The sequence below is a fragment of the Methylophilus sp. 14 genome, from assembly GCF_015354345.1.
GTDB lineage: Bacteria > Pseudomonadota > Gammaproteobacteria > Burkholderiales > Methylophilaceae > Methylophilus.
On the sequence record NZ_JADKYS010000001.1, the window covers coordinates 359,101 to 384,111 of the forward strand.

The following is a 25,011-nucleotide window of genomic DNA, read 5'->3' on the forward strand; positions in this document are numbered from 1 at the left end:
AAGCCCGGCATGCCCGGGCTTTTTTGTGTCTGGTGTTTACTGTGTCGGTGACTATCAGGCAATAAAAAAGCCGGACATGCGTCCGGCTCTTTTAGTATGCACCCCTACTGAAATTATTCAGCGGCTTTTTTCGCGCGAGGCTTAGCAGCTTTTTTAGCTGGTGCCGCTTCGGCTTTAGATGCAGCTGCTTTTTTCACAGAAGACAAAGTCGCAGGTGCTTCACCGGACAATGCTTTGATCGCAGCAGTCAAACGGCTCTTATGACGAGCAGCTTTGTTTTTGTGAATGATTTTTTTGTCGGCGATACGGTCGATCACGCTAACGTTTTCTTGGTAAGAAGCTACAGCAGCAGCTTTGTCACCAGTTTGAATCGCTTTGATTACTTTTTTGATCGCAGTACGCAAAGTAGAGCGCAACGCAGCATTGTGCGCGTTTACTTTGACGGATTGGCGCGCGCGTTTGCGGGCTTGTGCGGTATTTGCCATATTCGTTTTATCCTGTAACTTTCAAAAGGGGTGTGATACGAAACCGTGCATCATACTGTTTTTACTTTGTTTTTGCAAGATTAAAAACGCATTTAGTCGATTGATTGTTGCTGCATGGTAAAATCGGCCAACTTTTTAATCTGCTGACAGTTCGCTGTGCGCGATACACTGCCAAAAATATTCTAAGGCGCGTATTTTCCATCATTTATGAATTTGCTCAAAGCACTGGCCACCGTGGGTGGCATGACGTTTATTTCGCGCCTGCTCGGTTTTGTACGCGATACGCTGATCGCTCGTATTTTTGGTGCGGGCATGGCGACGGATGCGTTTTTTGTCGCGTTTAAAATCCCCAACCTGCTACGCCGTATTTCTGGTGAGGGCGCGTTTAGCCAGGCGTTTGTGCCTATTCTTTCCGAATACCGCAAGCAGCGTACGCCTGAAGCGACCAAAGCCTTGATTAACCATGTTGCCAGTTTGCTTGGCCTGTTTCTGGTGGCGATCACCATTGTGGGCATGCTGGCTGCGCCGCTGATTGTGCGCCTGACCTCGCCGGGCTTTGTGCATGACCCGGCCAAGTTTGCATTGACGACTGAGCTGTTGCGCATCACCTTTCCTTATATCCTGTTTATTTCACTGGTATCGATGGCGGGCGGTGTGCTTAACGCATTCAGCAAGTTCCAGGTGCCTGCATTTACGCCGGTTTGGCTCAATTTGAGTTTTATCACGGCCGCGATTTTTATTGCGCCGCATTTTCATAACTCAGTGTATGTGCTGGCTTGGGCGGTGTTTGTCGGCGGTATTATCCAGTTGCTGTATCAGTTGCCTTATCTGCAAGAAATCGGCATGTTGCCGCGTTATGCGCTTAATTTTGAGGATGAAGGCGTGCGCCGCATCCTCAAACTAATGGGGCCGGCCATTTTTGGCGTGTCTGTGGCGCAGATTTCCATCGTGCTGAACAACATTTTTGCTTCATTTATGCCCACTGGCAGTGTCTCCTGGCTGTATTACGCGGATCGCCTGATGGAGTTCCCGACCGGTGTGTTGGGCGTGGCATTGGGTACCATTTTGTTACCCAGTTTATCCAAAGCGCACGTCGATAAATCCAGCACGGAGTTCTCGTTGTTGCTGGACTGGGGCTTGCGCCTGACTTTTATGCTAGCAATTCCGGCGGCGGTGGCGATGGCGGTGCTGTCTAAGCCACTGGTCGCCAGCCTGTTTTATTACGGCAAGTTCACCGCTATGGACGTATTACAAACTGAGCGCGCACTCATTGCGTATAGCCTGAGCCTGCTTGGGCTGATTATGGTGAAGGTACTTGCACCAGGATTTTATGCGCGCCAGAACGTTAAAACGCCGGTTAAAATTGCCATCTTTACCCTGGTGATGACGCAAATCATGAATGTGGCTTTCTTGTGGTTCACTTCATTACAACATGCTGGATTAGCGCTGGCCGTTGGCCTTGGAGCTTGCCTCAACGCGACCTTGCTTTGGGTGACTTTGCAAAAAACGGGCGCTTATCAGCCACAGGCTGGCTGGGTGTACTTCCTGCTCAAATTGCTGGTTGCCGTCACTGTCATGGCGCTGGTGTTGCATGCTGCGGCAACTTGGTCCGGCGATTGGCTGGCCATGGCGACATTGACCCGCATGACGCATCTGGCAGGCATCGTTGTGCTGGGCATGAGTGTGTATTTTGCTGCACTCGGCCTGCTTGGTTTTCGGCCAAGGGACTTTATGAAACGGGTGGCCAAATGATGCAGATATTTCGCCATATTCCAGCCACGTCCTTGCCGCAAGCCATCGCTATCGGCAATTTTGATGGCATGCATTTGGGGCACCAGGCCTTGCTGCGCCAACTGGTGGCTTATGCGCAAACCTACAAAATTACGCCCGCGGTGATGACCTTTGAGCCGCATCCTCGCGAGTTTTTCATGCCGCAGAATGCACCTGCGCGCCTGGCTTCCATGCGTGAAAAGCTGGAATATTTTGCCGAATGTGGCGTGCAGCATGTGTATGTGCAACGCTTTAACCAGGCGTTTGCAGCGCAAAGCCCGGCCGCCTTTATGCAAGTGTTGCGTCAGCAACTTAATGCCAATGTGGTCATGGTGGGCGAAGATTTCTGCTTTGGTGCCAAACGGGCAGGCACGGTACAAACCTTGATTGAAAACGGTTTTAACGTGATTCCGCTGCCGGAAGTGCAATTACATGGCGAGCGCGTCTCCAGCACGTTGGTGCGCAATGCGCTGGCCGCGGGTGAGCTGGTCAAAGCGCATACCTTGCTTGACCGCCCTTACAGCATCAGCGGCAAGGTGGTGCATGGGGCCAAGCTCGGGCGCCAACTGGGCTACCCGACAGCCAATGTGCATATGCGCCACGAACGGCCTGCACTGACCGGGGTTTATGCGGTAAAATTGAACAATTTACCGGCGGTTGCCAATTTGGGTAACCGGCCGACCCTGGAAGGCATCCCCAAACTCAAGCTGGAAGTGCATGTGTTTGATTTTAATGGTGATCTTTATGATCAGCATGTGCATGTGCAGTTTTTTCATAAACTGCGTGAAGAACAAAAGTTTGCCGGACTGGATGCATTGAAAGCGCAAATCGCGCTGGATGCCTTGCAGGCGAAACAATATTTTACCGCCGATGAACGCGGATAAACGCCGATTACCCTGAGTGCTCAAGTGGATACTGTGCATTGTTAGGGAATTTTATCGGCGTCTATTTGCGTTCATCGGCGGTTAACTCATGGATTTTTAAATGACTGACCAAACCAAAGATTCAAAATATAAACTGAATTTACCTGAAACCAGTTTCCCAATGCGCGGCGATTTGTCCAAGCGCGAACCGGCCTGGTTAAAAAGCTGGCAAGAGCGCAAGGTCTACGAGCGCATCCGTGCCAAGCGCAAAGGCGCACCAGCCTTTATTTTGCACGATGGCCCGCCGTATGCTAACGGGGACATTCACATTGGTCACGCCGTTAATAAAATCCTCAAGGACATCATCATCAAAGCCAAAACCATGAGTGGTTTTGACGCGCCGTATGTGCCGGGCTGGGATTGCCATGGCCTGCCGATTGAGCTGGTGGTAGAGAAAAACCACGGCAAAAATATTGATCCGGCCAAGTTCCGCGAACTGTGCCGCGCCTACGCGGCTGAACAGGTCGAGAAACAGAAAAAAGACTTTATCCGCCTGGGCGTATTGGGTGACTGGGATCATCCTTACCTGACCATGGCGTTTAATACCGAGGCCGATATCATGCGCGCCTTGGGCGACATCTACCAGAATGGCTATTTGTACCAAGGCTCCAAGCCGGTGCACTGGTGTGTGGACTGTGGTTCTGCGTTGGCTGAAGCTGAGGTGGAATACGAAGATGTGAATTCACCTGCGATTGATGTGGGCTTTAAAGTGGTGGATAACGCGGCGCTGGGCCAAGCGTTTGGTGCCACTGTGAGTGGCGATGCTTATGCTGTCATCTGGACCACAACGCCTTGGACATTGCCGGCAAACCAGGCCGTGAGTGTGAATGCAGCGCTTGAGTATGACTTGATACAGACCAGCAAAGGCTTGCTGATCCTGGTGCGTGAGTTGGCAGAAAAAACGCTGGCCAGATATGCAGAAGAAAATACTTCTGTGATCGGCAGCTGCAAGGGCGAAGCCTTGCGCGGTTTGTTGCTGCAACACCCGTTCGATAACCGCCAGGTGCCTGTGATCACCGGCGACCACGTGACCACCGACGCCGGTACTGGCCTGGTGCATACGGCCGCCGCCCATGGTAACGATGACTGGTTGGTGATGCGCGCTAATTTCCCGAATGAGAAACCGCGCGTACTGATTGGTGGCGATGGCAAGTTCTTTAGCAGCGAATTGGTCGAACTGGCTGAAATCCGCGGCTTGAGCCGCCAGGATGCTAACAAGATCATTTTGGCTAAACTGCAGGAAAACGGTGTGCTGTTTGCCTCTGCACGTTTAAACCATAGCTTCCCGCATTGCTGGCGCCATAAAACGCCGCTCATGCAATTGGCGACGCACCAGTGGTTTATCGGCATGAACTCCGTCGGCCAAGATGGCAAAGCCTTGCGTGAGCATGCGAATACCGCCGTCGACGCAACACAGTTCTTCCCGAGCTGGGGCCGTGCCCGTTTAGAGGCGATGATCAAAAACCGCCCAGACTGGTGCGTGTCGCGCCAGCGTAACTGGGGCGTGCCTATGCCGTTTTTTGTACACAAGGAAACCGGCGAGCCACATCCACAAACAGCGCAATTACTCGAAACCGTATGCAAACAAGTCGAGCAACAGGGCATTGAAGCCTGGTTTAGTCTCGATGGTGTGGCTTTCTTAGCCGAGCATGCGCCAGCCAATGCCGAGCAGTATAAAAAAGTGACCGATACGCTGGACGTCTGGTTTGACTCCGGTGCCACGCATTATGCCGTGGTGCGCTCTGAGCAGCATCCGACCTTGTCTGCCGCCGCCAAGCAGCGTGAGGCTGAACATCAGCCAGTAGCAGATTTGTACCTCGAAGGCTCAGACCAGCACCGTGGCTGGTTCCAGTCCAGCTTGCTGACCGGTTGTGCCATTGACGGCAACGCGCCTTACAAGGCCTTGCTCACGCATGGTTTTGTGGTGGATGGTGCTGGCCATAAAATGAGTAAGTCCAAGGGCAACGTCGTCGCGCCACAAAAAGTGATGGACACTTACGGCGCCGACATTCTGCGTTTGTGGGTGGCTTCTACCGATTATTCCGGCGAGCTGACCATCAGTGACGAGATTTTGAAACGCGTGGCCGATGGCTACCGCCGTATCCGTAATACCTTGCGTTTCCTGTTGTCCAACCTTGCTGATTTTGATGCCAGCAAAGACCTGCTGCCGGTCGATCAGTGGCTGGAAATTGACCGCTACGCATTGCACCTGACACAGCAATTGCAAACAGGCATTCTGGCGGATTACGATAAGTACGAATTCCATCTGGCCGTGCAAAAGTTCGTTGGTTTCTGTTCTGAGGATTTGGGTGGTTTCTACCTGGATATCCTCAAAGATCGTTTGTACACCAGTGGCGAAACTTCGCATGCGCGTCGTGCCGCACAAAGTGCCTTGTATCACATCACCCATGCCATGATGCGCTTGATGGCGCCGATTTTGAGCTTTACGGCGGATGAAATTTGGCAGACCTTGGGCCTGGATAGCGTCGCCACGGTGTTTGAAGAGGACTGGTATAAGTTGCCAGATTTGTTGGCGGGGCAAGATCCACTTGATAATTGGGATGGCTGGGTATTGCCAGGCAGATGGCAGATTATTCTTGAATGGCGTTCACGGGTAAATAAAAAGCTTGAGGAATCACGCGCCTCAGGCCTAATTGGAGCTTCATTGGCTGCTGAGATAGATATTTATACTCTAGATGCGGATTACGATGCTTTAATTGCTCTAGGTGATGATCTGAGGTTTGTATTAATTTCCTCAAGAGCTACTGTTCATCGTGTTGAGAAGTCAGAGCATCAAAATATCGTAGTGACACCAAGTCAACATCAGAAATGCGACCGCTGCTGGCATTACCGTGCCGATGTCGGCAGCGATGCAGCGCACCCGACCATTTGTGGTCGTTGCGTGAGCAATTTGTTTGGTAAAGGCGAAGCGCGCAAATATGCTTAACTTAAACAACCCACGTCGTTCCCGTGCAGGGTGTAGCAGGGGTTTCGCACAGCATGCTGTGCGCCTGCGTAACGGTTGGATTCTGAGCAAGCCAACGCGCCCTGCAAAGGGGAATCCAGGCCAGTCTGTTTACACCGGTATTTTAGGATGTCGGGTAGCGCTTGTCTCACCTCGACTGGATTCCGGCCTGCGCCGGAATGACGGACTATGCGCTTAGGTTCCGCGACACCCTGGTTGGTATTGAGCGCGGTGGTGATCGCGCTCGACCTCTACACCAAACATTTGGTGCAGTTGGCGTTTGTCTATGGTGAACATTTGCCGGTCACTGGTTTTTTTGATTTGGTGCGTTACCACAATACCGGCGCGGCATTCAGCTTTTTAGCCGATGCCGGTGGCTGGCAGCATGGTTTCTTTACCGCAGTCTCTACGCTGGCTTCGGCTGTGATGGTGTATCTGCTGGTCAAGCATCCACAAAAAAAGCTGTTCTGCTTTGGCTTGGCGCTGGTGTTAGGTGGTGCCTTGGGTAATCTGTATGACCGATTGACGCTGGGCTATGTGGTTGATTTTCTGTTGTTTTATTATCAGCAATGGGCTTGGCCTGCGTTTAATGTGGCCGATAGCGCCATTTGTGTTGGCGTGGCTTTGTTGATGCTGGATAGTTTTAAACAGCCTGATGCGTAGGACTTGATAGCCAAGGTGCCATGATGGAGGGTTTGCAATATACCTTTAGCGATGTCATCAAGCAGTGGTTAGGCAGCAAAAGTACCTGGCATTACATCAGCTTGCCCGTCGCCATGTCAGATGAAATCCATACCTTGAGCCAATATCATCAGACCAAGCGCCGTGGTTGGGGCGCCGTCAAGGTAGACGTGAGTGTGGGCGATCAGCACTGGCAAACTTCAATATTCCCGGCGTTTGAAGGCAAACGCTATGCGCTGTTTTTAAAAGCAGATGTGCGTAAGCAGTTGGGCGTGGCGGTAGGCAGCGAGATTACCGTGTCGTTAACAGTTCGGTTTTAGACGTCAACCCGCCGCCTGGCTGGCTGGCAGTCAATAGTTTGTGTATGTCCTCTATCGGCATCGGCCTGCCGAGCAAAAATCCCTGTATGCAATCGCAACCGGTGTCGCGCAAGAAGTCTAGCTGCGCCTGGGTTTCTATGCCTTCCACCACTACTGAAATGCCCAGAATGGCTGCCGTTTTGACAATGGTGCTGACAATTTCACTGTCTGCAGTACTGTCTGGGACATCGACCATAAATGCGCGGTCTATCTTGAGTTCATCAATCGGCAAATGTTTGAGTTTAAACAACGACGAATTGCCAACGCCAAAGTCATCCAGTGATACCCGTACACCTAATTCTTTGAGTTGCTTGAGAATTTCTAGCGCCTGTTCTTCGTGTTCAAAAACGGCACTTTCGGTGATTTCGAGGGTAATGAGTCCAGGCGGAATGGCGTATTGTTGCAATAGTTGGCTAATGCGCAAGGGTAGGCTGTGGTCGCGGAATTGGCGTGGTGAAATATTGATCGATAAGCCGACAGTTTGGCCGTGTTTGTGTATCAGTCCCGATAAATGGCGAAAGGCTTCGCTGATGACCCATTCACCAATCGGCAGGATCAGTCCGGATTGCTCTGCATAGGGGATAAATTCGGCCGGGGAGGTAATATCGCCTTTGTTATTGCGCCAGCGGATCAGGGCTTCAATGTTGGTGATACGTGGTTGCGTTTGTTGGTTGAGGTTGAAAATCGGCTGAAAATGTAAAAAGAATTCCTGTTTTTTAATCGCTTTGCGTAGTTGCACATCGAGCCGGAAACGGTTTTGCGCCAGCTTGGTTTGCTCTTTGCAATAGAATAAAAACAGCTGCTGGGTGGAGCGTTTGGCGTGGGCGAGCGCGGTATTGGCGTTACGCGCCAGCTGGTCTGCATTACTGGCATCGCGTGGGAACAGGCTGATGCCTATACAGGCATCGAGGATTAATTCATGGTCTTCGATCAGCACAGGTTTATGTACGATTTTGCACAGATTATTCGCCAGGTGTACCAGTTCAGCGTCGGTTTTATACCGGGAAACAATCAAGGCAAATTTGTCGCCATGCACGCGGCCCAGTTCGCCACACTCATGGGTGATGTATTGCAGGCGCTGTGCGACTTCGAGCAAAAACAGGTCGCCGGTGCGGTGGCCAAAGCTGTCATTAATACTTTGAAAGTGTTTTAAATCAATCACCAAGAGGGCCACCATGTCGCTGTCGTTAGCCGCGTTAATAATGGCATGTTCAAGCAGGTTAAGCATGGCGAGCCGGTTAGGCAGGCGCGTGAGCGGATCGCTGCGCGACAGTTGCAGGTACTCCATCTCTTTTTCGGCCAGGCGTTTTTCGGCGCGTAGCAGTCGCTCACTTTCGCGCAATAAAATACTTTGCCTGACCGCGGAGAAAATCAGTATCGACGTCACCGAGGCTATCGCAATATGGTAGGCATAAGGGTGTGGGCCGCTTTGCAACCAGATCAGCAGCAAGGTGCTGATGCTGAATACAAAGGCGATCACAGGAATCCAGCTGCGCAAGCGTCGGCATTGGCGGTGGAAGGTGGTTCTTTTGGCGATACGTACTTGCCAGCCATAAAGGCCGCTGCCGATGAGCAGGTCGGCGACGGAGAAGCCGTAGTTAATCCAAACGCTGGTTTGCGGGCTGTGGTTGAGTGCATTCAGGTTCCATTGCATCCAGCAGATGCCTAGCAGGGCGAGCCCGGCACTGAGTAGTAGCCACGGCATCATCCAGGCTGGCCTTAAGTAGGGGATGAGTAGCAGCGACACCAGGGCGGCGCTCAGCATGCTGGCCGGATAGGCCGTGAGCACGGCCAGTTGCAACAGGCTGACATCTGCCGATTTTGGTAAATAAGAAATCAGCACATAGCCGAGGATGGCAATGCTGAATGACAGGGCGTCTATGGTAAATGCCCAGGTTTTGGAACGTGAGAGCTGGCTGCGCAAGGCGGTGATAAAGCCAATGATGAGGCAGGGGCCCAATAATGGATAAAAGATATCCGATTGCGCCGGAAAAGCGTTCTGATGCGTCAGGACCTGAAAAATCCACAAGACGCCGCCGGTAAAATAGGCGAAGGCACCAATCACAAACCAGCGTTTACAGACACGATGCGCCGGGTTGGCACGGAAATAGCCGAGGGTGGCGAGAATCAGGCAGGCACTGATGGTCGATATCCAGTGGAGGTTGTCCAGCCATAGCGCTGTTTTAGGCGTCGCGTTGAAGGAGGCCAGCAGGCATAGCAATAAAACGGATACAGCAACAACAATAACTTTACGCGAAAGTGTCATGCAGCCCCCTTGTTTTTTGTCAATTCTAACAAGGGGTTAGAAAAAAACTAGTCCCTGCTGATAATTAATTTCACGGCATGTATTAATCCGACACAGAGTGCGCCAGCCAGCACGCCGACCGCAGCATTAATCAGCCATGACCATGAAGAAAACTGCTCAACCAGCACGTGTAGCGGGTGGATGCCATGCGCAATAATGCCACCCCCCACCAGGAACATGGCCGCGGTGCCAAGCACGCTCAGCAAGCGCATCAGGTAAGGCACGGTTTGCACCATGCCCCAGCCAAATTTGCGTGTGGCTTGTGACGGTAAATGCGTGCCCGGGCGTTGCATCAGCCACAAGCCCATATCATCCATTTTGACAATGAGTGCCACCAGGCCATACACGCCCAAGGTCATGACCACGGCAATCAGCGACAGCACCAGGATACGCTGTGTCAGCGCAGCATCGGCCACCACGCCTAAAGCAATGACGATAATTTCTGCTGACAGGATAAAGTCAGTGCGCACGGCGCCTTTGATCTTTTCTTTTTCCAGCGCCAGCAGGTCGGTCTGTGGTTGTTGCATGGCGGTGTGCACGGCTTGTGTATGCGCCTCATCTTGGGCGTTGTGATGCAGTTTGTGCCAGACTTTTTCAAAGCCCTCAAAACATAAAAACGCGCCGCCCAGCATCAGCAGCGGTGTAATCAGCCAGGGTAAAAAAGCGCTGATCAATAAGGCTGCGGGCACCAGAATCAGCTTGTTGAGTAATGAGCCGCGCGCGACGGCCCACACCACGGGTAACTCACGATTGGCTGCGATGCCGGTGACCTGCTGCGCATTCAGGGCCAGGTCGTCGCCCAGTACCCCAGCCGTTTTTTTGGCGGCTAGCTGGCTCATGACCGACACGTCGTCGAGCATGGTGGTGATGTCATCAAGTAGTGCCAGCAGGCTGGATCCGGCCATGGTTTGTCCTGTATCAATGCGAATAGTTGTTTATTTTAAAGGATTCCCGTTAGAATAGCGGCATGGTAACGCTCAGATTTCAGCGATGGATGGCACGCATGGCCTTGATGGCGATCATGCTGGCAGCGCTCGTCCCTAGCTTGAGTCTGGCTTTTCCTATGCAAAGCGGTAAAAGCTTTGTACAAGAAGTGTGCTCGTCGCAAGGCAGCAAGCTGGTGATTCAGGTCATCACCACGCAAGGCAAATTGCGCGCCACGCTCATCGACTACCAACCGTCACAAAAACCGGTCTCACTCAGCCATCACCTGAATCACTGCCCGTTTTGCCATATGGCGATGGATGATGTGGTAATGCCAGCATACAACCCGGCTTACATCCTGTTTCAACACGCCCAGGCCGACCTCGCCCTCAGCGATTACCAAGCCCCGGTCGTCACCACTGTTTACACCACTGCGCATCTCACGCGCGGCCCCCCTCTGACTCCAAGCGCAATCTAGTGCCGTCAAACATTTGACGGTTTACGCGTCTGCCTGTGACACAGGCATGGATGGAGTCATCTCATGATTATTATCAATCTGCAGGCAATGATATTTGCCAAACAGGTGGAGTGGAAACGCCACATCACCCTCAAAGAAGTCGCCGAATCAACCGGCATCAGCCGCATGACCTTGCACCGCATGGTCAAAAATCCTGCCTATAACGCTTGCACCGAGCATCTCAGCAAGCTCTGCAATTATTTTGATTGCGACATCAGCGCCTTGATCCGCTGGCAGCCAGAAAATGCTGTCAGGCAAATCATTGCTGCATGAACGTTAACCAAGGCGCCGCTACGCTAGCTTAATGACGGCATGCGGCGACCTGCATCTAATTACAAATTTGAGGATAAGTTTAATATGAAAAAAACACTATTAGCCGTTGCGTTATTGTCTTTAACCCAAACTGCCTGGGCACATTTGAGTTATACCGGCCGCGACTTTGGCACATTTTCAGGTCTGGCTGATGCCAGCAACAGCATCACCACGACTGCTACCAACAACTTTGCCTGGGCAGATGCCGCCAGCGGTAACTTGGGCGACAGTCATGGTGCGCGTGCCTTCCGTTTTACCTTGCAAAACCAAGCGTGGGTAGATTTCACTGTCGATGCCGTTTCAGCAGATTTACTGCCTGCATTCTCCATTTACGCTGGTCTGGGAGCTGTGCGCACAGCGGGTGTATGGCCAGGCACACAAACCAGTGCCGATTATGATACTTCAGCAGCTTCTGTCGTCTGGCGTGATGGCTGGGCATTGGCCAATCTGGGCGCAGGCAAAACTTCTGCTGACACCGATGGTGTCTGGAACGCAGTGGGTGATTGGAAGATGGGCGGTGACGGTGATGCTGCCGGTGATGACAGCGTACTCAGTAGTTTTGTTTATCAAGGCTCTGCGACCACGACAACTGACATTGTGACTGGCCGCTTTTTGTTAGGTGCCGGTGATTACACCATCATGATCGGTGGCAATAACAGCAACATCGTGGCTGGCCCATTCAGTTATAGCGCATTGCTAAATGTCTCTGCCGTACCTGAGCCAGAAAATATGGCGTTGATGATGGCTGGCCTGTCTTTGCTCGGGTGGCAAGTGCGTCGTCGTAATCGTGTGAGCAAGTAAGTTTTTAAATCAGGACAGTGGCATGGGGCTGCTGTCCATCAACTTTGGAGAAGAAAATGACTTTTTTGAAAAAAACATTAGCCTTGGGTCTACTCACATTGGCTACCTCGCCGGCATTTGCAGCCGTGGCTACTTACAATGTGACAACCACCTGGTTTGAGCCTGATACCCAACCTAAAAACTCTATTTTTGAGGGGTCATTTAACTATGATTCCGCGACAAAAACGATCACCAGTCTGGCTGGCAAGTTAAGCGAGTCTATGACGGGTACCAATGCTTCCAATATGACCTGGTTAGATCTGAATTACCAGTTGGTGTCATGGTATGACGCGACGCTTGGCGGTACTTTTGCGGCGACTTTTAAAAACAACAGTACCAGTACCTTCTGGACCGGTGCGGGTGGTAATGGATGGTCACCGGAATCAGGCATTGCCAACGGCGGCGTGTATGCGGGTTTTCCACGCGCGGGCAATAATCCGGGCAACGCTTATGCATTAATTTTTGTGCCAGACAGCCCATTAACCACATTGACACAAGCGCAAATCAACAAGCTGGCTTATGCAGACTGTGCGCCTGGCGGCATGATGGGGGCCGTGTGTATGACGGGTACATCAGCAGCGGGTTATGGTGATATTGGCACCATGAGTGGCTACCCGGTCAGTCAGGTGATTACGATGGTGACCGTGCCTGTGCCTGAGGCCAGCACTTATGCCATGTTAAGCCTGGGCCTGGCAGTGACTGGCATGATCGCCCGTCGTCGTCGCGAGCAAGTGTAAGTAGTCATTGTTGAGATGAATGGCAAATGCATGTGCGTTTGCCATTTTTAGAGAAGAACCATGAAGTTAATCACGCCATTTGCATTATTGCTGCTGTCTCCTGTTGTATCGTCTGCCGAATCGGCAATCAAGGATGGCGACAACACGCTGCAACTGTCACCTGTAGAAGTCGTGCAGGATAAGCAGGCGACCGATAGCCGCTTTAAAGGGGACGTCGTGCATGCTAACGGCATTCAGCGGCAATCCGTTAACACCAGTGATACTGCCAAACTATTGGAAGACATCCCAGGCGTCAGCACATCTGCTGCCGGGGGGATTTCCAGCTTGCCTACCATACACGGCTTTGCGGATGACCGTAACCGTACGCTGGTGGATGGCATGGACTTGATGAGCGCTTGCCCAAATCATATGAATCCGGCCTTGTCGTTTGTAAATCCTGGCCAGGTGAGAAGTATCCAGGTCTACACCGGAGTAGCGCCTGTGAGCGCAGGCGGCGACAGTATCGGTAGTACCATTCAGGTCAATTCAGCACGCCCACGCTTTGCCAATGATGATCAAGACTTTTTGACCTTTGGCCAGTTGGGCACGTTTTACCGCAGCAATGGTGCAGCCAGAGGCGGCAATCTGGCACTGGGCGCCGCAACCCGCCAGTTCAGTCTGGCTTATACGGATTCTTATGCTGATGCCAATAATTATCAGGCTGCCGGGAATTTTAAAAAGCCCATTTTGCAAATCACGCCGACTGAGGATAGGCCGGGTGAAAAAGAAGTGGCAAGCTCTGCCTTTCGCCGCTCTAGAAACCGTGAGCTAGGACTCGCCTGGAATTTGAATGACAAGCACCTGTTTGAACTAAAGTGGGGTGAACAAAGCCTGGATTGGGAAGGGTTCCCAAATCAGCGTATGGATATGGTGTCGAGTGAGCCTGATCCGGATACAGGATCCTATCGGCTCAACACCAAAAAACCGGCCAACGTGAACAGAACCTTGAACTTTCACTATCTGGGTTCGTTTGATTGGGGAGAGTTTGAGACGCGTTATTTTCACCAGGATACGCATCACGCCATGGATATGTTGCGTAGCCGCTATATCGCCATGTATATGCCAATGTTAAGTGATGCAGAGACCGATGGCGGCACTGTCAAAGCCAATATTATTTTAAATCCACGTGACACTTTAAGAGTCGGTGCCGAATTTCAGAACTATCGTCTGGATGACTGGTGGCCTGCGCTGGATGCAGGCCCGTCCATGGGACCAAATAGTTTCTGGAATATCCGCAATGGTAAAAGAGACCGTTTAGGCATTTATGGCGAATGGGAAGCCGAATGGAACAAAGAGTGGATGACCTTGCTCGGTCTGCGCACGGACAGAGTCAGATCATCTGCTGGTCAAGTACAGGGATATTCTGCTTCGTATGATGCGGATGGCTTCGGTTTTGGCGCAACCCGGTTTAATCAGCGCGATCGCAGTCAGACCAATCAGCATTATGATTTGACGGCATTGGTTAAATATCAGCCTGACCAAAATCAATCTTATGATCTGGGTTTTGCCAGAAAAACCAGGTCTCCCAATCTGTATGAGCGCTATGCCTGGTCTGCCAACACCATGGCCGCCCTGATGAATAACTTTGTTGGTGATGGCAACGGTTATGTCGGTAATCCTGATTTAAAGCCCGAAGTGGCTTATACCTTGAGCATTGGTAGTGACTGGCATGATGCCAACCATGAAAAATGGATGATTAAAACGACTGCCTATGCGACCTACGTAAATAACTATATTGATGCAAAGCGTCTGCAAAACAGTGTATCAGCCGGTAGTGGTTGTAATGGCAGCAACGTCACGGCCACCAATTGCTATGTGTTACTACAATATCAGAATGTAGATGCCATGCTCTATGGACTGGATCTCTCAGGCAGTTATCAGCTGGGTAGTGTGCCGCATGTTGGCAGTTTCTCAACCAGCGGGGTGATCAGCTATGTGCGTGGCAATAATGAGACTACCGGCGGGCATCTGTACCACATGATGCCTATCAACGCTAAAGCTGCGTTGCAACATCAATTAGGCAAATGGACGAACCGCTTTGAGGTACAAAGTGTGGCCGAAAAAGAGCGGGTGTCGGAAGTGCGTAATGAAATGGTGACGCCGGGTTATAGCATTTATCACTTACGTAGCAGCTACGAGTGGCAACATGCGCGCCTCGACTTATCTATCGAGAACCTTTTCAATAAATATTATTTGCTGCCATTGGGCGGTGCTTATGTGGCAGAAGGTAACTCCATGCGTACCGGCGGCGCAGCCTATTACGGGATGAATGTGCCTGGGATGGGCCGTTCAGTGAATGTAGCGGTTAATTTTTATTTTTAATGTGGTGTAAATGACACCTGATGAATCAGATTTTGATCATCAAATGTTTAATTGCTCAGGGAGAGTGATCAATGAAAAAAACTAGAATCTGTTTGGCCATTTTGGCGGCGATGCCTTATCTGGCGCAGGCCGATCATGAAGGCACTGTACATCTTGATGAAGTCAAAGTGGTGGCAAAGAAAAACAAAGCGTCACTGACACAGCCGGATATTGAGACGGCAAAAGAAAACCTGTCTAAAACCGCAGGTGGCACCACAGTAGTCAATATGGAAACCGTGCGTGAGGGCCGCACCAGCAATATGCAGGATACGCTGGGCATGGCGGCTGGCGTCTTGGCGCAATCACGCTTTGGCGCCGAAGAAACCCGCTTGTCGATTCGTGGCTCAGGCCTGCAACGTACCTTTCATGGCCGTGGCTTAAAATTAATGCAAGATGGCATGCCTACCAATCTGGCAGATGGCGGCTTTGACTTTCCGGCCATCGACCCGATGGCCACCGATTATATTGAAATTTATCGTGGTGCCAATGCCTTGCAGTACGGCTCAAGCAATTTAGGCGGCAGCATCAACTTTATTTCCAGAACTGGCTACAACGCACCTGCATTAGAAGTGCGCTCAGAGGGTGGGAGTTATGGATACTATCGGCTTGGCGTGAGTACCGGTGGCGTCAAAGATGATGTTGATTATTTTGTGACCGCCAGCAAGTATGGCACGAGCAGCTTCCGTGATAATGCACAACAAAGTGCGGATCGCTTAACCGGGAATGTGGGCATCAAGATCAGTGAAAAGGTTGAAACCCGTTTTTATTTTGGCTACACCAATAACGACTCACAATTGCCTAGCGCATTAACAAAGTCACAACTGAAAACGGACCCCAAACTATCCACCGTCACTGGCGGACCACTCGCAGGGCAAGGTATTAATGAGCGCGACATTAACGTCACCCGGGTGGCGAATAAAACCACGATTCTGTTTGATCAAAGCAAACTGGAGTTAGGTGCTTTTTACTCCAGAAAGAGCTTATTCCATCCGATTATTGACCTGTTTGTTTTTGGTAATGACACTTTAGGCGTCATTGACCAGCAGTCCAATGATTACGGCTTATCTGCACGCTGGATCAAGGAGGGTGAGTTATTTGGCCTCAAAAACGAGTTTGTGGCAGGCATGACGCCGACCTATGGCCGCACCGATGCTAAAAACTTCCGCAACGTGAATGCAACTCGCGGGGCCAAAATAAATGATTTTGACCAAAAAGCGAGCAACTTTGAGGCCTATGCAGAAGACAGATTGAGTCTGGATGAGCAGTGGACGGTGATTGCCGGGCTGCAATACACCCGTTCAAAACGTGATTCTAAAGACCAGATGATTACCTCGTCTGGCGACCAAAGCTTTAATCAGACTTACCACCAAACTAGCCCCAAACTGGGCGTGTTATATCAGTTGCAACCGCATGTTCAGTTGTTTGCGAATGTCTCCCGTAGCTTTGAGCCGCCAAGTTTTGGTGAGCTTAATGTGGCGGTGGCAAGGACGCTCAAAGCCCAAAAAGGGACAACATTTGAAGTTGGCTCAAGGGGCAACAGTGAATATGTCGACTGGGATGTGGCATTGTATTATGCACGATTGAAAGACGAGTTATTGGCCTTGGGGACCGTTGCCAGCCCGACGACGATTAACGCTGACAAGACGATTCATCGAGGGGTGGAGTTTGGACTGACTGCCCGCTTGCCATATAGTCTGCAGTGGCGCTCCAGTCTTTTAATCAACGATTTTAAGCTGGATGGCGACTCTTTATATGGAAGCAACAGACTGCCAGGCCTGCAACGCTCATTACTCAGGTCTGAACTGATGTATCGCGGTAGTGAGTTGCTGGAGAATTTTTACTTTGGGCCTACCATTGAGTGGTCTCCACAACGTTATAACATCGACTTTGCTGAGACTGTTTATGCCGATAATTATTTTATTTGGGGTTTAAAAGCAGGGCAAAAAGTGAATCAACATTGGTCATGGTTTGTGGAAGGCAGAAATTTGGCGAATCAAAAGTATGCCGCGACGACAGGTGTTGCCGGAAAGTGGGATGGTACAACTGCACTGTATTACCCTGGCGATGGCCGCACAGCTTACCTGGGTGTGACCTGGACTTATTAACCATTGTTACCGGGGGCCGTGCTCCCGGTTTTTGGAGCGTGTTGTGAATCATTGGATCAAGTTAATGGTGTGTTGGTTGGCCTTATGGTGGCCAGCGGCGTTTTTGCATGCGCATACTGCTGCGGCTGAAGATGTGCAGTCTGTGGCCACAGAAATGCATGAAACCTGGGATAAGCCGAATCTGCCGCTGGCATTGCCGGTGATCGTGATTCATCAAGGCATGGCGATTGCTGACTGGATTCAAGGCGATAAAGGCGGGCGCGCGTTGTTGAAATATCACCCTGCCCATCAGCATTGGCATACCCTGCTTTGTGGCGGAGCGGAATTGACTTCATCCCGCCAGTTGGAGGCGGCCGGGATGTCCTCTGCTGATGCCCAGGCACTTGCGGCCTTGCTTCAAAGTCACGAGAGGGATTTGACGGACGATCAGCGTCAACGGATAGACAGTTTTAACGGTGTGGTGAAGTTTAGCAAGGGTAAGCCAGTGTCATCGACAGCGCATGATACGCATGGAGATATGCATGGCCATTAAGCAGCCGTCGGTTAAACGCGGCTGGCTATTTTGGCATCAATGGATAGGCGTGATTGCCTGTGTCGGCATGGTGTTGTGGGGCTTGTCCGGGGCATCGCATCCCATCATGAGCCGTTTGCAACCGGTCCCAAAACAGTTTATGCCGCCACTGGCGCCAGTCGATTTAAGCCAGGTAGTTTCTCTACCCGTGCTGTTACAGCAACAGGCGATCACGCAGTTTCAGCATATCAGCCTGGTGCAACTGGATGGCCAGGCCTATTACCGCGTCGCATTGCCCGATGCGGTCAGGTATTTTTCGGTGGTCAATGGCGCTGAGCGTGCAAACGCCGAGCGTGACGCAGCGATCAGTCTCGCCAATTATTACAGCGGGCGCGATGCATCGTCGGTGCGCACCGTCGAGGTTGTGACCGACTTTGCCCCTGATTACCATCCGGTCAACCGCTTATTACCGGTTTGGCGGGTGGCATATGCCAGTGATGACGGTTTGCGCGCCTATGTCGATACCGAGCAATCCAGGCTGGCGACCTTGGTTGATGATCGTCGGGCCTTTTTGACCAAGGTCTTCCAGTTTGGCCATAACTGGTCGTTTTTGCAGGCGTGCAGCACCCTGCAATTGGCGGTGGCGACGCTGGTGTTGCTGTTGATTCTTGCGTCGGCAATCACCGGGATCATTCTTTACATCAAGCAGCGCAAAACCGCGCCTTATCGCTTAAAGCGCTGGGGCTTGCAATGGTGGCATCGCGAGTTTGGCTTATGGGTGTCATCGCTGATTTTGCTGCTGGCTAGCACCGGCTTATTGCATTTGTGGATGTCGGATATGCAACAGCGCAGGTCGCCAGTGCAGACGGCTTTTGTCAGCGATAGTGCTGCCTTAAGTGCGGACGCCTGGTCACAACTGGCTAACGGCCAGGTGCTGAAACTGGATATTTATGGCCGCGGCGCTACGTTGTTCTGGCAAATCATCCCAGCCAAGGCTGGTACGCAGGGCTTGCCAAGTGCACAGGTAGCGGCCATGCATCAGCATCATGCCGGGATGGCCGCGGCGCCTGCTGCACCTGTGTTATGGCTCACCGGGCCGCATACAGTGACGGCGCTCACCCCTGAGGCGTATGCCACTGCCTGGCTCACACACATTGCCAACACAGCGCAGCCCGACATCGCATCTGTGCAGTGGGTCACGGCATTTGCCAATGAATATGGATTTATTTTCAAACGCTTGCCGGTACTCAAAGTGCAAACCACGCAAGCGCAACACGCGCGGTTTTATCTGGAACCTGCCACCGGTGCGTTGGCTGCCCGCGTTGATGACAGTGATGGCTTGGAAGGCTTTATGTTTGCCTATCTGCACAAATGGAGTTTTCAGTCTGTGAGTAAAGATGTACGCGACGTGCTGGCGATTGTTGCGGCGCTGGCGGTCAGCCTGACGGGCTTGCTGGGCGCTTATCTGTTTGCCAGAAAGCGTAGTTAAGTGGTGCGGTGCCCTGGAAGCCGGAGATTGTTCCAGGGCCGTATGCTTTAAGACGTCGCGTAAATCTTGTCCAAAAAGTAGCTGGTACGTTGTTTTAAACGCAACCTGTTTTGCAGCAGGTTAGGCAACTGTTCTGGTTTCAGGCACTGGATAATGTTGATGTCCAGTGCTTCCCTGAGGTCGATAATATCGCCTTCTTCTTCGCGGTCATCGCTCAGCATTTGAATAAATGGACGCAAAGGTTGTTGCGGATTGGTCGACAACACGGTGGCCAGTTTCTGGTCTGACAGGCGAATCACGCTACCAGGCGGGTAAATGCCCAGGCATTTGATAAAGCGTCGCAGAATGGTTTGGTCAAACTGGTGGCGCTGCTGTGCAAACATGACACTCAAGGCTTCGTAAGGCGTTTTTGTGTGTGCCGGATTAGACGGGTTGCACAGATTATCGTACATATTGGCAATAATCAGGATATGCGATAACGGGTCGATCTGGTCACAATGCAGGCCTTTGGGGTAGCCCGTGCCATCCGCAAACTCATGGTGTTGCGAAATCAGCGTCAATATTTTTCTGGGCACCGCGACATCTCGCAGCATGTTCATGCCAAGCAAGACATGGGTTTGATAAATCGCCGTTTCACGTACACTCAGCGGGTCTTTTTTGAGCAGGATTTTGTCACTGATCTGGCGCTTGCCGATGTCGTGCAGAATAGCCGACATACCTAAAATCACCAGGTCTTCCTCAGTGATATCCAGATTTTTAGCCAGCAACATGGCTACCACCAGCGTGTTCAGTTCATGCTGATAGTGCTGGTCACTGACACGGTGGCCATTCATGGCATGAATCGCGATGTCGCTCTCGGTCAAGGTGCTGGTGACCAGATCGCCTACCAGCTTGGAGGCCATGCCATAGGCCTGCTCCGGCTGTTCAGTCGACAGCTTCTGGATGTTTCTCACCTCGGTGCTGGTTTTCATAAACTTCTGTTCACTCTCGGCAATCGCTTGCCTGAGCGCCAGTTGTTTTTTCTGCGCCTGGCTGAGCTCCGGGATTGCATCAATGATCTCCACTTTAGGCTCGGGCGCTTTTTTCAGCGGAAACTCCACCACATTTTGCAGTGGTGCGGTGCGCAGTGGCATGCTCGAGCTGCGTCTAGGGTCATAACGCAGCTGCTTCAATCCTAACGACTTGATGGTCTCAATCTGCGCGTCATCCGTGACTTTGAAATTGCTGACTGAAAATGGATGATCCATCCAGCCCAAATCGAGGTGGATGTACAGACCGACCTGTAGCTGGTCTATGTCTATGTAGTAGGTGTCTGAGGCGTGATTAGGCATGGCGTTTAATTTTTCTTTGATTATTGAGTACTAATAACTGTAAAAAGTCGTCCGAGTTCACTGGATAAGCATACAGAAAGCCCTGTGCGGTCTGGCAGCCCAGTCGCTGTAAAAACTTTTCCTGTTCTTCGGTTTCGACGCCCTCGGCAACAACAGTAAATCCCAGTTGCGTCGCCATCGCGTAGATCGCGCTGGTGATGGCGGCATCATCTTTATCATCTGGCAGGTCTTTGACAAAACTACGGTCAATCTTGATCTGATCCAGCGGTAAGCGTTTCAGGTGCGACAGCGAGGAGTAGCCGGTGCCAAAGTCGTCAATGGCAATGCTGACGCCCAGCAGTTTTAACTGGTTAAAAGTGTCGACCACATGCTGGGTATGCTGCATCAGCGTGCTTTCGGTGATTTCCAGCTCGATGATAGATGGGTCGCACTCGCTTTCCATGAGGATGCCATACACTGTATCGGCAAACTTGCTCTTCATGATTTGTACACCGGAAACGTTGATGGCAATTTTCTTGAATTCCGGATGCGCTTTGTGCCAGGCGTGCGCTTGGCGCACCGCTTGTGCCAATGCCCATTCGCCTATGCTTAAAATCAAACCGGTTTCTTCTGCCAGCGGGATAAACTTGGCCGGGGAAATAATGCCCTGTACCGGGTGTATCCAGCGTATCAGGGCTTCTGCGCCAATAATCATGCCGGTTTTTAAATCGATCTGTGCCTGGTAGAACATTTTGAGCTGGTTTTTGGTCAGCGCCTGGCGCAACTCGGTTTCCAGCTGGAAGTGCTCTACGGCATTGCGGCTCAATGCCACGTCATAAAATGCGACATGGTTTTTGCCATTGTTTTTGACCTGGTACATGGCGAGGTCAGCCGCTTTAATCAGGCTTTCCACATCGTGGCCATCCTGTGGGTACATAGAGATCCCAATGCTACCTCCGACAAAGATCTCATGATGGTCTATCATGAATTCGCGTCTGAGCGCGTCCAGAATGTCGTGTGCTTTTTGCGCCGCATCGGCTTTGCCATGCAGGTTTTCCAGCAAGATAATAAATTCGTCGCCACCCAGGCGGCCAACAATATCAGACTCACGCAAAGCCGCGCGCAGTCGCTCGGTGACGCCCAGCAGTAACTGGTCGCCACAATAATGTCCCAGGCTGTCGTTGATGTTTTTAAACCGGTCCAGGTCAATAAACAGCACAGCAGCCTGCTGTTCATTGCGGTTGGCGCGCTGAATGGCATGCGTAAACAAGTGGTTAATCAACCTGCGGTTAGGCAGGCCAGTCAGCGGGTCGTGGTTCACCAGTGAATTGAGCTGCGTTTGTGAGCGTTTCATTTCACTGATATCCGCAAACACACCCACATAATTGGTAATCACATTGGCATGGTTGCGTACGGCGGTAATCGTCATCCACTCGGTATAGCTTTCACCATTTTTGCGGATATTCTCAATTTCGCCCGACCATTTGCCATGGCGTTTGAGTGCACCAAACAGGCCGCGTGGGCGTTGCCTGAAGATTTGCGGCTTGTGGCCCAGCACTTCAGATTCTTCATAGCCGGTAATCAGGGTGTAGCCCTGGTTAATCCCGACCAGCTCGCCAGCAGGGTTCACAATCATGATACCTTCAGTGGTGCTGTCAAAGGCAATTTTGGCCAGTTTGAGGTGTTTGCCGGTTTGTTCGCGGTCAATCGCCACACTCAAGGTACGGCCAATGGCCATTAACGAGCCCAACTCTTGCGAGCTGGTGTTTTCGGCATCGAAGCAACGCTCAATCACCATGGATCCCCACCACTCATCATCAATCATGAGTGGCACAATCACCAGGTTGACGGTGTCATGCGACTTGAGCAAGGCGCGCTCTGAGGCGGGCAGTGTCAGGGCGTCACACATCACCGGCTGACCTTTGGACAGCAGGCTATACCAGCGTTGCAGTTCAGGCGACAGGAAAGAAATTTTTTCCCAATGCTCGTAGGTGGTATGAAAGCCGTTCATCGCCCAGTGGAACAAGGCTTTGGAGCGGATATCCGTTTTTTTGCGGCTGGTGATGGTTTCGTGTTGCAGCAAAATGGCGCGGCTAAAGCGGAACGACAGGCAGCATTGCTGCAAGACATTTTCCGCCACGCTCTGCCAGCGTTCGGCCGAATGCAGCATCCAGTCGCAGGAAATCAGCGTGTCCAGCACTGCGCTGCGGTTAAGCAACTGGGTTTGGATAAACTTTTGTTCGCTGACATCGCGTGCCACGGTAATCAGATGGCTGGGTTGATCTTTCTGGTCGTGGTAGGCGACCTTATTCACTTCCAGCGTTTTGTAGCCACCTTGTGGTAAATGCACCAGTTCTTCGTTATGGTAGGCATGGCGTGATTTCCACACCTGCTGGTCGGATTTTTCGTGATGCTCGAAGCTATTGCGGAACACCGGGTGCAAGGTATCGGCAATTTGCAGGTTGTTTAAAAATTGATAGTCAAAACTATCAATTTGAAAGGTGTTCAGCATGTGCTGGTTGGCCATCATCCAGCGATTGTCATTATCTTTAATGCAAATCAGGTCGGGACTCATCTCAATCAGTGAGTGCACGATGGATTGCATGTGCAGCAATTGGTCGACCAGCGTGCGCTCTTCCTCTTCCAGCATGAGGCCAATCGCACGACGGCCTGATTGTGGATAGAACAAGCGGCATTTGAAATCACGTTTTAAGCCATGAATCGGTGTGCTGATGTTTAATTCAGTTTTGCCTTCACGCATGGCTTCGACCAGCATCTGGCGAATCTCTTTGGGCAAGCCGTCTGCGAGCTCTCCCAGCAGATTTTTCGCGGTGGCGCTGAGCGCGAGACACTGTGCCCGGCGATTGATGGCCAGCATAGGCATATCCGGCATGGTGACGGCCAGAGGCTGCAACCATGCTGTGCTATGATGATCAAAAACGGTTGGTAATGACATAGTTAAATCTGTTTCTGTCCGGTGTGCGTTGTAGTGCGGATAAGTGGGTTATCGGCGCGAATGCAAGCAAACTTTAGCGACATTAACGCTTGATAATTAAGGTGAATTTAAAGATGCTTTTCATCAAGGCTCGGGTTGGGGCGTGATGGTCCAATCGTGGATAAAATCTGTGTTGTGGCTGGCCTGTTTGCTGGTATTGCAGGCGGTGCATGCGCATGAAACCCATCCCGAACACTCAGCCAGTGCATTGACTGTCAGCGTCACGGCCGATCATGGCGGCCGTGTGTGGTTGGCGCAGGTCAAGCAGGGCCAAGTTTTCGTGTCAGCCAGCGATGATGCGGGCAAGCATTTTATCACCGAAGTGGCGGTGAATCCTGTGCCGATGACGATTGCCGCCAAGGCCGAAGCGCGGCCAAATATTGCAGCAGGTGCTAATGGTGCGGTCTATGTCAGCTGGACGGAGGCGCTGCAAAAGAACCATGCAGGCAATATCTGGTTTGCACGTTCGCTGGATGGCGGCAAAAAGTTTGAGGCACCTTATATCGTGCATCAGCATCGCGAAGAAATCGCCCATCGTGATGATGCCATGCATGTCGCGGCAGATGGCACGATTACCATCGCCTGGCTGGACAAGCACGATATGCTGGCGGCCAAAGCCGCTGGGAAATCCTATGACGGCGCTGCGATTTACTATGCGGTGTCGCGCGATCAAGGCAAAAGCTTTAGCCCTGAACAGAAGTTGGCCGATCACAGTTGCGAATGTTGCCGCATTGTTATGACCGGCAAGCCAGATGGCACTGTCGCCGTGTTGTGGCGGCATGTGTTCGAGGGCAATGAGCGCGATCATGCCATGGCGGAAATTGGCCCTGTGGGCAAGCCAGTGCTGGTACGTGCCAGTTATGGTCATTGGAAAATAGAGGGTTGCCCACATCATGGCGCTGCGTTGGCGGTGGGCGAAGGCTTTGGCTATCACCTGGCTTATTTTGATGGCGCGGGCGATAAGCCCGGTTTGCGTATCGCACGCATGGATGGCCAGGCCTGGGTAACTTCGCCGCCGAGACGCTTTGGCGATGCCAAGAGAAATGCCGGGCATCCGGCATTATTGAGTGTAGGCGACCAGGTGTGGCTGGCCTGGCAGGAGCATGACCAGCATGGCGCCGACATTGTGGCGATGGCGTCGTCAGATGGCGGCAGAACCTGGGGGGCGCAGGTGGTGATGCTACACAGCGCCAGCAAGCTCGATTATCCGCAATGGCTGACTTTGCAAGGCCAGGCAACTCTGGCGGTAAACAGTGCCGAAAAAGGGTTGCAACTGCTGCCGTTCACGAACTAAACCCCACGCATAAAAACGTTTCAAAGTCGCGCCTATTTGATCTGCATCTATTGAAAACGCAAAAACCCACCGCATTATAGGGTTATCCA

The 25,011-nt window shown here is 51.7% G+C and carries 19 protein-coding genes; 14 read left to right on the top strand and 5 right to left on the bottom strand.

The features are described 5' to 3' along the window. Nucleotides 1-113 precede the first annotated feature (113 nt). On the bottom strand, nt 114-485 hold the full coding sequence (gene rpsT / locus INP78_RS01880; RefSeq protein ID WP_194740514.1) for a 30S ribosomal protein S20: 372 nt from the start codon (nt 483-485) through the stop codon (nt 114-116). Between the two features lie 207 nt (nt 486-692). Between rpsT and murJ the strand changes: the two genes are divergently transcribed. From murJ to INP78_RS01905, 5 genes are all read left to right on the top strand, one after another. Beyond that, the gene (gene murJ, locus INP78_RS01885; protein ID WP_194740515.1) at nt 693-2,237 is read left to right on the top strand and encodes a murein biosynthesis integral membrane protein MurJ; all 1,545 of its coding nucleotides are present in this window, start codon (nt 693-695) and stop codon (nt 2,235-2,237) included. Then, entirely contained in the window at nt 2,237-3,139 is a 903-nt protein-coding gene (locus INP78_RS01890) for a bifunctional riboflavin kinase/FAD synthetase (RefSeq protein WP_194741081.1), read from the top strand. Before murJ ends, INP78_RS01890 begins: the two co-directional genes overlap by 1 nt. A gap of 100 nt (nt 3,140-3,239) precedes the next feature. Then, nucleotides 3,240-6,125, top strand: coding sequence for an isoleucine--tRNA ligase (gene ileS / locus INP78_RS01895; protein WP_194740516.1), 2,886 nt, complete (start codon nt 3,240-3,242; stop codon nt 6,123-6,125). A 207-nt stretch (nt 6,126-6,332) separates the two neighbouring features. Then, nucleotides 6,333-6,806, top strand: coding sequence for a signal peptidase II (lspA, locus tag INP78_RS01900; protein ID WP_194740517.1), 474 nt, complete (start codon nt 6,333-6,335; stop codon nt 6,804-6,806). Nucleotides 6,807-6,826: 20 nt separating this feature from the next. Next, entirely contained in the window at nt 6,827-7,144 is a 318-nt protein-coding gene (locus INP78_RS01905; RefSeq protein ID WP_194740518.1) for a DUF1905 domain-containing protein, read from the top strand. Here INP78_RS01905 and INP78_RS01910 read toward each other — a convergent pair. Then, complete coding sequence (locus tag INP78_RS01910) at nt 7,116-9,449, bottom strand: bifunctional diguanylate cyclase/phosphodiesterase (protein WP_228522587.1); 2,334 nt, start codon at nt 9,447-9,449, stop codon at nt 7,116-7,118. The genes INP78_RS01905 and INP78_RS01910 overlap by 29 nt on opposite strands. A gap of 47 nt (nt 9,450-9,496) precedes the next feature. Then, on the bottom strand, nt 9,497-10,393 hold the full coding sequence (locus INP78_RS01915; RefSeq protein ID WP_194740519.1) for a DUF808 domain-containing protein: 897 nt from the start codon (nt 10,391-10,393) through the stop codon (nt 9,497-9,499). Nucleotides 10,394-10,455: 62 nt separating this feature from the next. Here INP78_RS01915 and INP78_RS01920 point away from each other — a divergent pair, with 62 nt between their 5' ends. From INP78_RS01920 to INP78_RS01955, 8 genes are all read left to right on the top strand, one after another. After that, nucleotides 10,456-10,890 (top strand): DUF2946 family protein, encoded by a 435-nt coding sequence (locus INP78_RS01920; protein WP_228522588.1) that lies wholly within the window; start codon nt 10,456-10,458, stop codon nt 10,888-10,890. Nucleotides 10,891-10,953: 63 nt separating this feature from the next. Continuing rightward, nucleotides 10,954-11,202 carry a helix-turn-helix transcriptional regulator gene (locus INP78_RS01925; protein WP_194740520.1) on the top strand — a complete coding sequence of 83 codons (249 nt, stop codon included), beginning with the start codon at nt 10,954-10,956 and terminating at the stop codon, nt 11,200-11,202. Nucleotides 11,203-11,286: 84 nt separating this feature from the next. Further along, nucleotides 11,287-12,042, top strand: coding sequence for an FxDxF family PEP-CTERM protein (locus tag INP78_RS01930; protein ID WP_194740521.1), 756 nt, complete (start codon nt 11,287-11,289; stop codon nt 12,040-12,042). Between the two features lie 56 nt (nt 12,043-12,098). Beyond that, on the top strand, nt 12,099-12,818 hold the full coding sequence (locus tag INP78_RS01935; protein ID WP_228522589.1) for a PEP-CTERM sorting domain-containing protein: 720 nt from the start codon (nt 12,099-12,101) through the stop codon (nt 12,816-12,818). Between the two features lie 60 nt (nt 12,819-12,878). Continuing rightward, entirely contained in the window at nt 12,879-15,179 is a 2,301-nt protein-coding gene (locus INP78_RS01940) for a TonB-dependent receptor (protein ID WP_194740522.1), read from the top strand. Between the two features lie 71 nt (nt 15,180-15,250). Beyond that, nucleotides 15,251-17,323 carry a TonB-dependent receptor gene (locus INP78_RS01945; protein ID WP_194740523.1) on the top strand — a complete coding sequence of 691 codons (2,073 nt, stop codon included), beginning with the start codon at nt 15,251-15,253 and terminating at the stop codon, nt 17,321-17,323. Between the two features lie 64 nt (nt 17,324-17,387). After that, on the top strand, nt 17,388-17,855 hold the full coding sequence (locus INP78_RS01950; protein ID WP_194740524.1) for a copper uptake system-associated protein: 468 nt from the start codon (nt 17,388-17,390) through the stop codon (nt 17,853-17,855). Further along, nucleotides 17,845-19,323: a PepSY domain-containing protein gene (locus INP78_RS01955; RefSeq protein WP_194740525.1), complete on the top strand. Its 1,479-nt coding sequence runs from the start codon at nt 17,845-17,847 to the stop codon at nt 19,321-19,323. Before INP78_RS01950 ends, INP78_RS01955 begins: the two co-directional genes overlap by 11 nt. Before the next feature lie 47 nt (nt 19,324-19,370). Here INP78_RS01955 and INP78_RS01960 read toward each other — a convergent pair whose 3' ends face one another. Together INP78_RS01960 and INP78_RS01965 are read right to left on the bottom strand one after the other, a co-directional pair. Then, the gene (locus INP78_RS01960; RefSeq protein WP_194740526.1) at nt 19,371-20,654 is read right to left on the bottom strand and encodes an HD domain-containing phosphohydrolase; all 1,284 of its coding nucleotides are present in this window, start codon (nt 20,652-20,654) and stop codon (nt 19,371-19,373) included. Beyond that, a complete protein-coding gene (locus INP78_RS01965; RefSeq protein WP_194740527.1) occupies nt 20,647-23,589 on the bottom strand; it encodes an EAL domain-containing protein in 2,943 nt (980 codons plus the stop codon). Before INP78_RS01965 ends, INP78_RS01960 begins: the two co-directional genes overlap by 8 nt. Before the next feature lie 145 nt (nt 23,590-23,734). On the opposite strand from INP78_RS01965, the gene INP78_RS01970 reads away from it, so the two are divergent. Further along, entirely contained in the window at nt 23,735-24,922 is a 1,188-nt protein-coding gene (locus INP78_RS01970) for a sialidase family protein (RefSeq protein ID WP_194741085.1), read from the top strand. Nucleotides 24,923-25,011 lie beyond the last annotated feature (89 nt).

Coding starts and splice junctions, on each gene's coding strand:
- INP78_RS01905 (WP_194740518.1), top strand. CDS start 6,827: ATGATGGAGGGTTTGCAATATACCTTTAGCGATGTCATCAAGCAGTGG.
- INP78_RS01935 (WP_228522589.1), top strand. CDS start 12,099: ATGACTTTTTTGAAAAAAACATTAGCCTTGGGTCTACTCACATTGGCT.
- INP78_RS01960 (WP_194740526.1), bottom strand. CDS start 20,654: ATGCCTAATCACGCCTCAGACACCTACTACATAGACATAGACCAGCTA.
- INP78_RS01970 (WP_194741085.1), top strand. CDS start 23,735: ATGGTCCAATCGTGGATAAAATCTGTGTTGTGGCTGGCCTGTTTGCTG.
- INP78_RS01915 (WP_194740519.1), bottom strand. CDS start 10,393: ATGGCCGGATCCAGCCTGCTGGCACTACTTGATGACATCACCACCATG.
- INP78_RS01955 (WP_194740525.1), top strand. CDS start 17,845: ATGGCCATTAAGCAGCCGTCGGTTAAACGCGGCTGGCTATTTTGGCAT.
- INP78_RS01940 (WP_194740522.1), top strand. CDS start 12,879: ATGAAGTTAATCACGCCATTTGCATTATTGCTGCTGTCTCCTGTTGTA.
- lspA (WP_194740517.1), top strand. CDS start 6,333: ATGCGCTTAGGTTCCGCGACACCCTGGTTGGTATTGAGCGCGGTGGTG.
- INP78_RS01930 (WP_194740521.1), top strand. CDS start 11,287: ATGAAAAAAACACTATTAGCCGTTGCGTTATTGTCTTTAACCCAAACT.
- ileS (WP_194740516.1), top strand. CDS start 3,240: ATGACTGACCAAACCAAAGATTCAAAATATAAACTGAATTTACCTGAA.
- INP78_RS01950 (WP_194740524.1), top strand. CDS start 17,388: ATGGTGTGTTGGTTGGCCTTATGGTGGCCAGCGGCGTTTTTGCATGCG.
- INP78_RS01920 (WP_228522588.1), top strand. CDS start 10,456: ATGGTAACGCTCAGATTTCAGCGATGGATGGCACGCATGGCCTTGATG.
- INP78_RS01945 (WP_194740523.1), top strand. CDS start 15,251: ATGAAAAAAACTAGAATCTGTTTGGCCATTTTGGCGGCGATGCCTTAT.
- INP78_RS01965 (WP_194740527.1), bottom strand. CDS start 23,589: ATGTCATTACCAACCGTTTTTGATCATCATAGCACAGCATGGTTGCAG.
- INP78_RS01925 (WP_194740520.1), top strand. CDS start 10,954: ATGATTATTATCAATCTGCAGGCAATGATATTTGCCAAACAGGTGGAG.
- INP78_RS01890 (WP_194741081.1), top strand. CDS start 2,237: ATGCAGATATTTCGCCATATTCCAGCCACGTCCTTGCCGCAAGCCATC.
- rpsT (WP_194740514.1), bottom strand. CDS start 485: ATGGCAAATACCGCACAAGCCCGCAAACGCGCGCGCCAATCCGTCAAA.
- INP78_RS01910 (WP_228522587.1), bottom strand. CDS start 9,449: ATGACACTTTCGCGTAAAGTTATTGTTGTTGCTGTATCCGTTTTATTG.
- murJ (WP_194740515.1), top strand. CDS start 693: ATGAATTTGCTCAAAGCACTGGCCACCGTGGGTGGCATGACGTTTATT.